Raw genomic sequence first — 12220 nt, forward strand, 5'->3', positions numbered from 1 at the left:
ACTTAATAATATTAAATTTATTTTCATAAAAAAGGGAATCTTAAAGTAGATTCCCGTCAAATTTTCCTGATTGTATTTTACGATCTAATTCTGCTTGAATATCTTCTAGAACAGGACGAACTGTAGATTCGGGGATATCAGAAACCCTAATATACATCAAACCATCAATAGCATCATTAAATTTTGGATCAACATTAAAAGCAATTACTTTTGCGTTTTGTTTAATATATTTCTTGATTAAAACAGGTAATCTCAACATGTTCGGTTCAAGTTCATCTATTAGTTTGTCAAATTTATTTAAATCTGCTTCAGATTCGTCGAAAATAAATTCTTTATCCTCTTCTTTTAGTTTAACCTTAAATTCATTTTTAGCTCTAACATATTGTGCTACAGTAGAGTCGTAATAATGGGATTTCATGAATTCAATCATTAACGATTTTGAAAAATCAGAAAATTGATTACTGATACTTACACCACCAATAATAAATTTTTGATGTGGATTCCTCAATGTTACATGAACGATTCCTCTCCATAATAAGAACAAGGGCATTGGCTTTTGCTGGTATTCAGCTGAAACAAAAGCACGTCCCATTTCAATACACTTCTTGAAAAAAGGATGAATTTCTGGATCAAAATTAAATAATTCGTGTACGTAAAACCCATTAATTCCGTATTTTTCGTATACTTCCGAACCAATTGCCATGCGATAAGCTCCGACAATTTTGTTGGTGTCTTTATCCCATAAAAATAAATGATGATAATGATTATCAAATCGATCAAGATCAATTTCGTCATTTGTACCTTCACCAATCGCTCGGAAAGTAATTTCGCGTAATCGACCAATTTCTCTTAAGATATTTGGAATCTGTTTAGCTGTTGAAAAGAAACATTCATAGTTGTTGTTTGTAAACAGTAATGCTTGCTCATCTTTTCGTAATTCTTCAATATCGTGTGATAATAATTCTAAAGGTGTTTCAGGAATAATCTCTTTTATCTTTTTGTTTGAAGAAGATAAACTAGGTAGATTAGGGATTTTTAACTCAATATTTGTCGGATTTTTCAGAACTTGAGTTAAACTTCTTTTCTGTTTGTAATAAGAAGAAAGCATGTAGGTTTTCTTTCTTAAAAAAGCTGAATAATCTTCTATAGAATCATGTTCATCTTGTTGTTTTTGTAAAATAGGTTTTCCAATTCGAATTTGAATTGGGCGTGTTCTCTTCTTCATCATTTCAGCAGGTAACATTGCTGTTTGAAAGTCTGGATGAAACTTCGCAATACGATAAAAAATATTACTATTTCTTGCTCTAAAAAACATTGGAACAACGGGAACTTTAGACTTCTTCATCAACTTCATTGCTGACTCTTGCCATTCTCTGTCGATAATTCTACTTTCATCATCACGAAAAGATACTTCTCCTGCAGGAAAAATTCCTAAACAACCACCAGCTCTCAAAAGTTTTAGAGCATCACGCATTCCTGAAAGGCTACTGTAAGCGTCTTTTCTTGTTTCGAAAGGATTAACAGGAATAATCATAGGTTCTAAAGGTTTAATTTTTTGCAATAAAAAATTACCCATTACTTTAAAGTCAGGGCGGATTTTTGACATAAAATGCATCAAAATAATTCCGTCCAATGCTCCAAGCGGATGATTAGAAATAATAATAAAAGGACCTTCTTTGGGAATACGTTTTAAATCTTCTTCGTGAATTTCGTAATCCACTCCCAAATCATCAATCAAATAATCCAAAAAAGGTTCACATTGCATATGTTTTCCTCTGTTATATAAATCATTTAGTTGATCTATACTGAAAACCTTTTTCAATGCCCAAGCTACAGGCTTTCCTAAAAAACCTATTTTAGAAAGTCCTGAAGCTGAATAAATATCTTGTGTTGTAATTAAACTCATTTAAGCTTTAGCAACTATTTGTAATGTTTCACGTACTGTCTGACGCAATAATTCATTTTCTTTTGTCACAACTTTATCAGAATTTGCATCGAAATGGCGAATAGTATACAATAAAACATTGTTTTCTTCTTGTACTTTAAACTCTTCGTTCATATCAATAATAAATTTATCAAGGTTATCATATTTGTCCTCTAGACATAAAGATAAGGAAATTGCTGAATTTTGCATCAAATTTACTTTGATTTGATAATCATATAGTTTATTGAAAACTCCACTCAATTTATCTTCTGTAATAAAAGAGAAATCTTTACTTGATAATCTAATTAAATGTTGCTCTCTTTTTAGGATAAAACAAGGTACTTTTGGATCCAATGGTTGACCTTTTGCTACTTCGGTTCCTGCTTCTTTTGGATTTAAAAATGATTTTACAAAGAAAGGAATTTCTTTTTGTTGAAGCGGTTGTAACGTTTTCGGGTGAATAACAGATGCACCATAATAAGCCAACTCTATTGCTTCTTCATAAGAAATATGATTTAACAATTCTGCATTGTCAAAATAACGTGGATCAGCATTTAAAACTCCTGGTACATCTTTCCAAATCGTCATGCTATCAGCATTTAAACAATAAGCAAAAATTGCCGCAGAATAATCTGAACCTTCACGTCCTAAAGTTGTCGTGAAAAAGTTGTTGTCAGAACCTAAAAAACCTTGAGTAATAAATAAACCTGATTGAGGTAATTTAGATATACTTTCTTCTGTTGATACCCAATTTACTTTTCCTTCGCGATATGTATTATCTGTTTTGATATAATCGCGAACATCTAACCATTCATTATTAATTTGTATCGAATTAAGATACATACTGATAATCTTTGTAGAAATCAATTCTCCACAACAAACCACTTGATCGTATACATAACTATAATTTGGTGATTTATTTCTTCTTAAAAATGAAACAATATCATCAAAAAATTGAGAGATTTCATTTGAAACTTCAGTGGGATCATCAAATAATTCTGTCGCTAAAGAAATGTGCTGCTCTTTAACTTCATTAATTGTTTTCTCGAAATTATCATTTTCAAAATAGCGTTTGACTACTTCTTCCAATGCATTAGTTGTCTTGCCCATAGCAGAAACAATGATACATGTATTTTCGTAACCAACAGATTGCAATAAATTTGCAACATTTCTAACGCCGGCTGCATCTTTCACAGAAGCACCACCGAATTTGAAAACTTTCATTTCTATAAAAAAATTTGTAAATATTTAACTTGCAAATATAACCAAACTACAACTTAAATCTTGACCGAATTTAATTAAAATGAAAATAAATTTGAATGATGATTTTCATGTATTTAGAACAAATTCAAACGTTTGAAATTAGCTATTTCTAAGTTTTATTCCGATATTTGAAGCGCAAAACATAATTATGAACACAAATTCTCATCAAACTCTTGGAGAGTTTATCATAGAAAATCAAGCAGATTTTATCTACTCATCTGGTGAACTATCTAGATTATTAAGTTCCATTAAATTAGCAACAAAGGTTGTTAATTACAAAGTTAACAAAGCAGGTTTAGTAAATATTTTAGGTGAATTCGGAAACGAAAATGTGCAAGGTGAAAAACAACAAAAATTGGATGTTTTTGCTAATGAAACATTTATTGATACTTTATCTCAGCGTGAAGTTGTATGTGGAATAGCTTCTGAAGAAAATGAAGATTTTATAGCTATACAACCTTCAAAAAACTCAAAAAACAGTAAATATGTTGTGTTAATTGATCCATTAGATGGATCATCTAATATAGATGTTAATGTTTCTGTTGGAACTATTTTTTCAATCTATCATCGTGTAACAGAACCAGGTACGCCAGTTACGATTGAAGATTTTTTACAACCAGGAAATAAACAAGTTGCAGCAGGTTATGTAATTTATGGTACGTCAACAATGCTAGTTTATACAACAGGAAATGGTGTGAATGGATTTACATTAAATCCTGGAATAGGAACATTTTATTTATCTCATCCTAATATGTGTATTCCAGAAGACGGACATATTTATTCGGTGAATGAAGGTAATTATGTGAAATTTCCTCAAGGAGTTAAAAATTACATTAAATACTGTCAAGCAGCAGAAGAGGATCGTCCTTATACGTCTCGTTATATAGGGTCTCTTTGTTCTGATTTTCATAGAAATATGTTGAAAGGAGGAATTTATATTTATCCTTCTGGAACGAATAATCCAAATGGTAAATTACGTTTGTTGTATGAATGTAACCCGATGGCTTTTATCGCAGAACAAGCAGGAGGAAAAGCTTCAGACGGTTTCCAACGCATTATGGATATTGAACCTACAGAATTACACCAACGTATTCCTTTCTTTTGCGGTTCAAAAAATATGGTTGAAAAAGCGGAAGAATTTATGCGTCAAGAAGAATTGAAGTAATTCTTTTAATAAGACATAATAAAAAAAGCCACTCTATAGAGTGGCTTTTTTTATTATTATAAATTCAATTAAGGAATTGTAATACCTGGATAATTTCCGGGATATACTTTTCTTAATGTAGAATGATATTTTCTGTTAATTGCATCAACAAACATATTTGCTACAATTGCATAACCATTCCCAGTTAAATGTACTCCGTCTAAAGAGAAAGCACCGCCTGAAATAAAAGCTGTAGTATATGTTTGACCGTAATATTTAATTCCAGAATTAGAGCTAAGCTTTTTCATTTCTGAATAAGCGTCAACCAAAGCTAAATCATATTTTGTTGCTAAGCTTGTAATTGCAGCGTTGTATTTTGCTACAGCTGCTTCTGCTTTCGCTGTTTCTTTCGCTGTCAATACATAATTATCTGTCATAGGATAGCTAACGCCAACTACAGATAATTTACCTGCCTCTTCTTGTGATAATCCTAATTTTTTTAATTCATCTACTCTTTTTTCATCAACTTTTCCAATAACGGCAGAAGAAGTTAAGACTAATAAATCTTTTGCGGTAGCTTGACGAGCTTGTCCATAAATCATTCCGAATAAAGTTGCTTTTGCAGCTCCTATTTTTGGAGTAAGTGCAGCAGTAATTGTAGCTGATAAATCAGATAAATCTTTATCTTTAATTACCACAGGACTTGCTTCTGTTTTTGAGAATACTATTTTTCTTTCAGAAGCACCAACTGCATCAAATACTTGATTTAATCCAGCATAAGTAGCGTTTAACTCGTCAATCATTGGAGCGAAACTTGGATTTGCTGGAGACAAAGGGGCATATGGTACTGTTGTAAAATACGGAATAGATGTAACAGAAGGGATATTTGCTATAACTCCTTTTGTCTTTTCCTTAGGATTAGAGGTTGTCATAGCTCCTAATATCTTATCTAATGCTCCTGCAACTACTGTAGCATTTGAAATATCGCTACTTCCATAAGTTGAAGCATCCATATTACCTGTTTCATTGTGATCTACACCTAGCCCTCCACTTGTAGCATAACCTAAAACATCATTGTTTCCAATCCATAAAGAGAAAAATGTAGGGCTTTGTTTAACGGCATCAGCAATAACAGATGTTGAAGGGCTACTAGCAAAGCGAACAAAATAAGGATTTGCTTTACCTGTTGCTAATCCTGCGCTGTTTCCATAGCCTTCAGCTAATAGATGATAAGATTTTGCTCCTGGTACTCCCATATTTTGATAAGGTCCTGCAGCTGCAATATTATCTAATTGCGCACCTGCATCTGTTTGTATAGGAGACATAGAACCTTGTGTTAAAACTAACTTTCCAGGAAACCCAGGTAGACCTATGAAACCTCCTGTGTCGTTAGGCATATAAGGAATATTGAATTCACCTCCACCAGCTGCTTTCATTAATCCAGCTAACATGTTAGGGTAAGAATTTTCTTGTCCAGATTTGTACAATGCATTATCTCTATAACCAGAAGTTAACGAGTTTCCTAATGCTATATATTTTTGAAAATTAGCTTCTCCTGCAGATACTTGAATATCTTCTATTGGATGCTTAAAGTCATCGTCACAACTAAACATCGTAGCAGCTAATGCAACTAATATTATTTTATTTAAATGTTTCATTTTGTAGTCTTATTTAAGGTTGTATGTTAATCCTAAACCAAAGTTGATTGCACGCATTTTAACATCTCCAGAGAAGTTTTGTTCGATATTATTAATATGTCTCTCATCTCCTTGTACATAAGAACCAAACAGATCTAAATAAAAACCATTGTTAAATTTAAATCCTACACCTGCAGAGACAGAGTTTAAATTAGAACTTGGTGTTTCAGAAGACCAGTATGCACCAGGAACAGGAGATTTATCGTGATAATAACCTACACGTCCAACAATCATTTCATTGAATGTATATTCTGCTCCAAAGCGGAATAACGTATTGTCTTTCCAGTTTTTAGTAGAAGATGATGTGTAAAAAGTATTAGAAGCATCATTATATAAATTGATATCTAAACTTTTATAACGTGTCCAGTTTTGCCAAACTACATCTCCAAAAATCTCTAATTGAGGTAAGATTTTGTATGACATTCCGAATGTGAATTCAGATGGTAAAGGCAAAGTAGTATTCCATTTATCTGTATTGAATGGTACATTGTTTGCAATTCCTGAAGGAACATTCATCCAAGTTACATCTCCTTTATTTGCTGAAACATCCACGTTTGAACGATAAGCTAATCCAACACCAAATTTGTCTGTTGGTTTGAACATAGCACCAACATTAAATCCTAAACCATGAGCATCTTTGTCTTCTAATTTTAATTTAATGTCATTTCCTGCAACAGTTTGTACTTTTTCTAATTTAGCTGTTCCATGTGTATAAATAAAACCAATACCTAAACTAAACCAATCTGCAAAACGATATGCTACAGTTGGCTGAATATTGAAAGCTTTTAAATCAATATGTGTGATATTCGATTTATTTTGCCAATCTTCTGGCCAAGTAACAGAGCTTCCAAAAGGTGTTGTTACACTTACTCCAACAGCTAAATCATCAACAGGTTTATAACTAACAGCAAAATACATTGGTGTTCCTAATTTACTGTCTGTCTCTGCTTTTTGTAAAGTAGTTGGATCTTGCCATTTCACATCAGTTTTTACTCCAAAACCTCCAACTGCGATACTTAATTTACTATCTACAAAAGCTAAGCCCGCAGGGTTGTAAAACGCCACACTCGCATCGCGAGTTTGCGTTGCAGAAGTTCCTCCCAAAGCGGCTTGGCGAACTCCTTGTAAAGCAACACGGTAACCTCCTGCAAATGCAGATGTAGATAAACCGATTAGTGCTAATGTTAAGAAAATTTTCTTCATATTTTTTGTTCGTTTTTAATAATTCCTTAAAACAAAAATAACATAATTTTATAATAATGTTATGTTAACATAATAAATTTTAAAAAAATCTTTATACTTAAGGCTTTCAGCCAGAATAATATTTGTGTAAAATGTACACTATTGATAAAATTCTTTGATTTTTTCTGATATAATATGTCCTTCAGACCAACAAGCCTGAAAATTAAATCCTCCCGTAATTGCATCAATATTTAAAACTTCTCCTCCAAAAAACAAATGAGGTAATTTTTTAGCTTGCATCGAATGAAAGTCGATTTCTTTTAAATCTACACCTCCGGCAGTTACAAATTCATCTTTAAATGTACTTTTTCCATTTATTTGATATTTGCCTTGTGTTAATTCAGTAGCAATCTCTTCGATGTGTTTCTTTGATAAATCTGCATAAACTTTGTTTTCATTAATATTGCAATAATTCAGAATACTAAACCAAAAACGTTTCGGAAAATCGAATGGATTATTTTTGTGTACATTTTTCTTAGCATCAACTTGTTTTTTATTATTCAAAAATGAAATTACTTCATCTTTGGATTGATTAACAAAGTTGATTTCTGTCTCGAATTTATAATTACTTTCATTCAATTTTAAAGCCCCCCAAGCCGATAATCTCAAAATTGCTGGACCACTAAATCCCCAATGAGTAATTAATAAAGGTCCTTCTGCATTTAATTTTTTGTGATTGATTTTGACTTCTGCATTTTCAAATGAAATTCCCATCAAACCTTCAATTCGAGGATCTTTGCAATTAAAGGTAAATAAGGAAGGAACAGGTTGAACAATTTTCAAACCTAAATTATTCAAGCTTTTCCAAAATTTAGGTGTACTTCCTGTCGTTACAATAACCGTCTCAAAAAAATGTTTTCCAGATTTTGTAACTAACTCATAACCTCCATCAACCTTTTCGATATCTTGTACACCGTCCGAAAAATTCAATTGTACTTTGTTTTGATCAACAGCTTTTGTTAAAGCATCAATAATTGAAAGAGAAGAGTCACTTACAGGAAAAATACGATTATCGTCTTCGATTTTTAATTCAACTCCTCGCTCATCAAACCAAGCCATTGTATCACCTGGTTGAAAAGTGTAAAAAACACTTAATAATTCCTTTTTTCCTCGCGGATAATATTCAATCAAATCAAGCGGATCAAAACAAGCATGTGTCACATTGCATCTTCCTCCTCCTGATATTCGAACTTTTTGTAAAGGTAAATTTGCTTGTTCAAACAATATAGTTTGTTGTCCTACAGTTTTTCCTAGATTTGCTGCAACAAAATATCCTGCTGCACCGCCTCCAACGATGGCTATTTTTTTCACGAGGCAAAGTTAAAATTTTATTTTTAGCATAGATTTAATAAAAAAAGGAAATGTTTTCACATCTCCTTTTATGCTTTTTGTTCATGAAAAACGAACAAAGGTGTAATATTTTTATTAGCAATTTTTTTTGTAAATCCTGGTGAGAAAATTTTATCGAAGAAACCTTTATTTCTACTAACTACAGTTAATAAATCTATATGTTTTTCTTTGATAAAATCTAAAACTGCATTTACAGGATCTGCATCATTGTATATTTCAAAAATAATTGGATCACCAGCAAATTGATTTTGCCAATCTTTCATTGCTTGTTCATTGTATTTTCCATCTTTGGATACATGCATACAATGAATTTTTGCTTGATGACGATTTGCTATTTCAATTAAATATTTTAAAGCATCCTTATCTTTTTGATCAAAGACAGTTGTAAATCCAATGTTTTTGAATCCTTTAAAAGACATTTCTTTCGGGATACTAAGAATAGGAATTTTCATAGATGTAATTGCATTTATAGTATTTGATCCGAAAAGCATTTTTTCTATTCCTGTATTTCCATCTGTTCCCATTACAACAAAATCTACGCTTTCTTCACCAATGATTTCTCTTAAGATGTAAAGAAAATTTCCTTCTTCTAAAATGAACTTTATAGGAATTTCATTCAAACCATTTTCATCTGCAATTTGTCTTAATTGAGGAATATTATCTTTGAAGTTGTCAAAACTTCCTAATTCTACAGTTTCATAAACATTCTGAATTAACCCAGCGCTCAGACTTCCAGTTATCATAGGTAATTCGTAAACGTGCAATACATAAACTTGTGCATCTATACTTTTTGCAAGGTTTAAAGCATAAAGGAATGCGTTATTGGCAGTTTCGGAAAAATCTGTTGGGAACAATATTTTTTTCATCTTTTCGTGTTTTATACTCAAAAGTTACGAATAATTTTATTTCGACACGAAAAAAGCTCAATCTATTTATGGAGATTGAGCTTTGTATATTCAGTATAAACTAATGTTATTCATGAAAAACTAATAAAGGTACCTTGTTTTGAGAAAGGATTTTCTTAGTGAAACTAGGAGAAAATAACTTTTCGAAGAAGCCTTTGTTGCGACTAACGACTGTTAATAAATCGATTTTTTCTTCTTTGATAAATTCTAAAACAGCATCAACAGATTCTTCTGCTGTATAAATAGAAAAATCTACTGGTTCATCTTTATAATATTCTTTCCAATGATTAAGAGTTGGAATATCATAATTTCCGTCTTTTGATACATGTAAACAATGTACTTTTGCTTTGTATCTATAAGCCATTTCTGTTAAATAGTCTAAAGCTTTTCTGTCTTTATCTTGGAAAATTGTTGTAAAACCGATATTATTTATTCCTTTATATTGGTGTCCATGTGGAACACTTAAAACAGGAATTTTTAAATGTTTAATAGCATTCATTGTATTCGATCCAAAAATCACTTTGTCGAAACCTGTATTTCCAGTCGTTCCCATAACTACAAAGTCTACTTTTTCTTCTTCTATAAAAGTTGGTAAAACAAAAGAAAGCATTCCTTCTTTTATAATAAATTTTAAATCAATATTAGAAAAACCATTATCCTCAGCCATTTTTCTAAGAAAAGGAATATGGTCTTTTAAGTTTTCAAATTTATTTAGTTCTATTGTGTCATACACATTTTGTAAAATAGATGCATCAATTCCTCCGCTTACCATTGGGTATTGAAAGGCATGTAAAACATATAATTCAGCATTTTGATTTTCTGCTAAATTCAAAGCGTATAAAAACGCATTATTAGCAGTTTCTGAAAAGTCTGTTGGAAATAATATTTTTTTCATAATCTCTCTGTTTAATAGCTCCTTAAATATACGAATTTTAATATGTTTATATTTTAATTTGATGTTAAATATTATTGTGTTTCTTTATTTGATGTGATTCAAAATATTAATGATTTTGTTATAAATACTAATCCGTAACTTTGTGCTTCAAATAAATTTTCAATTCATGAATAATAAATATTTTCAGAAAACCATCGTTCGTTGGTCAGATTTAGATGCTAATCGTCATTTAGCGAATGCTTCGTATATGAATTTTACAAGTTTCGCACGTATAGCATTTTTGAGAGATTATGGTATTTCTATGAAAAATTTAGCTGAATATGGAATTGGTCCAGCTATTTTACATGAACAATTTTCTTTCTTTAAGGAAGCAATGGAAGGTGAAGAAATTTATATTTCGGTAGAAATTGGTGGGATGTCGGAAGATGGAATGATTTATCAATTTATTCATAATTTATATAATCAAGATGGTGTACATCTTTGCCATTCTGAATTGACAGGTGTTTGGTTTTCAATGTCGAAAAGAAAAATGCAAGCTCCGCCTGCAGAAATGTTAGAAAATATTAAAAAATCATTTGAAGGAAAAACCGTGAAAACAATGTCGAAACAAGATATTATCAATTTACCTTTTCGTTCAGAAAATATAGATCCTTCAATCTTTACTCAAAAATAAAATCATGTTAGAAGATAAAAACGTTTCAAAAACAAGTTTAGCCGAAATTGGAGAATTTGGTTTAATTAATCAAATCAAAGAAGGTTTTCCAATCAAATTAGAAAGTTCTATCAAAGGAATTGGAGACGATGCAGCTGTTCTTGATTACAAAAAAGATAAAATTGTAGTTTCTACTGATATGTTGGTAGAGGGTGTAAATTTTAGCTGGTCGTATATGCCTTTACGTCACTTGGGTTATAAAGCGGTTGTGACAGCGATTAGTGATATTTTGGCGATGAATGCAATTCCAAAACAATTGTTGGTTTCGATGGCAATTTCGAATCGTTTTACGATAGAAGCTGTGGATGAAATTTACAATGGAATGAAATACGCTTGCGATAAATACAATATTGATATTGTAGGTGGTGATACAACTTCTTCTCTTAGCGGACTTGTGCTAAGTATGACAGCTATTGGTTCAGCTCCAGAAAAAGATATAGCTTATAGAAATGGTGCAAAAGAAAATGATTTGATTGTTCTTTCTGGTGATTTAGGTGCTTCTTTTCTTGGTTTGCAAGTTTTAGAACGCGAAGCGCAAGTATCAAAAGTGAATCCTAATAATCAACCAGATTTCGAAAATTATTCATATTTAATTGAACGCCAATTAAAACCAGAGGCTCGTTTGGATATTATCAATCTTTTGAAAGAATTGAAAGTTAAACCAACTTCTATGATTGATATTTCGGACGGATTATCTTCTGAAATTATTCATCTTTCGAAAGAAAGTGGTGTCGGAATTAATATTTACGAAGAAAAAATTCCGTTAGATTCTATTGTGATTCGTACAGCAGAAGAGTTCAAAATTAATCCAATTACATGTGCATTGAGCGGCGGAGAAGATTATGAATTATTGTTTACAATTGATCAAAAAGATTTTGAAAAAATCAAAGGAAATCCGCATTTAACGGTGATTGGTCATGTAACTGGTAAAAACGAAGAAAACTATTTGATTACACGCGGAAGCGAACAAATGGTTCCATTAACTGCTCAAGGTTGGGGAGTTGAAACAGAAGACGAGGATGATCAACATTAATAAGTTTCTCATCAAATATAAAATCAAAAGCATTCAAGAAATTGGATGCTTTTTT

10 protein-coding genes are annotated in these 12220 nt (G+C 31.4%); 3 read left to right on the top strand and 7 right to left on the bottom strand.

What is annotated here, in order from left to right; genetic code table 11:
* Nucleotides 1-40: 40 nt before the first annotated feature.
* Together E4J94_RS10250 and E4J94_RS10255 are read right to left on the bottom strand one after the other, a co-directional pair.
* Nucleotides 41-1906, bottom strand: a complete 1866-nt coding sequence (locus E4J94_RS10250) for a GNAT family N-acyltransferase (protein WP_135835707.1) — start codon at nt 1904-1906, stop codon at nt 41-43.
* Entirely contained in the window at nt 1907-3148 is a 1242-nt protein-coding gene (locus E4J94_RS10255) for an aspartate kinase (protein ID WP_135835708.1), read from the bottom strand. It lies immediately after the preceding gene.
* A 187-nt stretch (nt 3149-3335) separates the two neighbouring features.
* Between E4J94_RS10255 and fbp the strand changes: the two genes are divergently transcribed.
* Complete coding sequence (gene fbp / locus E4J94_RS10260; RefSeq protein ID WP_135835709.1) at nt 3336-4352, top strand: class 1 fructose-bisphosphatase; 1017 nt, start codon at nt 3336-3338, stop codon at nt 4350-4352.
* Between the two features lie 68 nt (nt 4353-4420).
* On the opposite strand, the gene E4J94_RS10265 is transcribed toward fbp, so the two are convergent.
* The 5 genes from E4J94_RS10265 to E4J94_RS10285 all read right to left on the bottom strand — a co-directional run bounded on the left by E4J94_RS10265 (nt 4421) and on the right by E4J94_RS10285 (nt 10420).
* A complete protein-coding gene (locus E4J94_RS10265) occupies nt 4421-5989 on the bottom strand; it encodes an SGNH/GDSL hydrolase family protein (protein WP_135835710.1) in 1569 nt (522 codons plus the stop codon).
* Nucleotides 5990-5998: 9 nt separating this feature from the next.
* Entirely contained in the window at nt 5999-7231 is a 1233-nt protein-coding gene (locus tag E4J94_RS10270; RefSeq protein WP_135835711.1) for an OmpP1/FadL family transporter, read from the bottom strand.
* Between the two features lie 138 nt (nt 7232-7369).
* Nucleotides 7370-8581 carry a BaiN/RdsA family NAD(P)/FAD-dependent oxidoreductase gene (locus E4J94_RS10275; RefSeq protein ID WP_135835712.1) on the bottom strand — a complete coding sequence of 404 codons (1212 nt, stop codon included), beginning with the start codon at nt 8579-8581 and terminating at the stop codon, nt 7370-7372.
* 68 nt (nt 8582-8649) lie between these two features.
* A complete protein-coding gene (locus E4J94_RS10280; protein WP_135835713.1) occupies nt 8650-9486 on the bottom strand; it encodes a universal stress protein in 837 nt (278 codons plus the stop codon).
* A gap of 106 nt (nt 9487-9592) precedes the next feature.
* A complete protein-coding gene (locus tag E4J94_RS10285; protein WP_135835714.1) occupies nt 9593-10420 on the bottom strand; it encodes a universal stress protein in 828 nt (275 codons plus the stop codon).
* A gap of 166 nt (nt 10421-10586) precedes the next feature.
* Here E4J94_RS10285 and E4J94_RS10290 point away from each other — a divergent pair, with 166 nt between their 5' ends.
* Both E4J94_RS10290 and thiL read left to right on the top strand, forming a co-directional pair.
* Nucleotides 10587-11093, top strand: a complete 507-nt coding sequence (locus E4J94_RS10290; RefSeq protein ID WP_135835715.1) for an acyl-CoA thioesterase — start codon at nt 10587-10589, stop codon at nt 11091-11093.
* 4 nt (nt 11094-11097) lie between these two features.
* A complete protein-coding gene (gene thiL, locus E4J94_RS10295; RefSeq protein ID WP_135835716.1) occupies nt 11098-12165 on the top strand; it encodes a thiamine-phosphate kinase in 1068 nt (355 codons plus the stop codon).
* Nucleotides 12166-12220 lie beyond the last annotated feature (55 nt).

This window comes from Empedobacter tilapiae (assembly GCF_004785645.1).
In the GTDB taxonomy this organism is placed as follows: Bacteria; Bacteroidota; Bacteroidia; order Flavobacteriales; family Weeksellaceae; genus Empedobacter; species Empedobacter tilapiae.

Excerpts from the sequence above, each read along its gene's own strand:
- E4J94_RS10250 (WP_135835707.1), bottom strand. The coding sequence starts at position 1,906 with ATGAGTTTAATTACAACACAAGATATTTATTCAGCTTCAGGACTTTCT.
- E4J94_RS10255 (WP_135835708.1), bottom strand. The coding sequence starts at position 3,148 with ATGAAAGTTTTCAAATTCGGTGGTGCTTCTGTGAAAGATGCAGCCGGC.
- fbp (WP_135835709.1), top strand. The coding sequence starts at position 3,336 with ATGAACACAAATTCTCATCAAACTCTTGGAGAGTTTATCATAGAAAAT.
- E4J94_RS10265 (WP_135835710.1), bottom strand. The coding sequence starts at position 5,989 with ATGAAACATTTAAATAAAATAATATTAGTTGCATTAGCTGCTACGATG.
- E4J94_RS10270 (WP_135835711.1), bottom strand. The coding sequence starts at position 7,231 with ATGAAGAAAATTTTCTTAACATTAGCACTAATCGGTTTATCTACATCT.
- E4J94_RS10280 (WP_135835713.1), bottom strand. The coding sequence starts at position 9,486 with ATGAAAAAAATATTGTTCCCAACAGATTTTTCCGAAACTGCCAATAAC.
- E4J94_RS10285 (WP_135835714.1), bottom strand. The coding sequence starts at position 10,420 with ATGAAAAAAATATTATTTCCAACAGACTTTTCAGAAACTGCTAATAAT.
- E4J94_RS10290 (WP_135835715.1), top strand. The coding sequence starts at position 10,587 with ATGAATAATAAATATTTTCAGAAAACCATCGTTCGTTGGTCAGATTTA.
- thiL (WP_135835716.1), top strand. The coding sequence starts at position 11,098 with ATGTTAGAAGATAAAAACGTTTCAAAAACAAGTTTAGCCGAAATTGGA.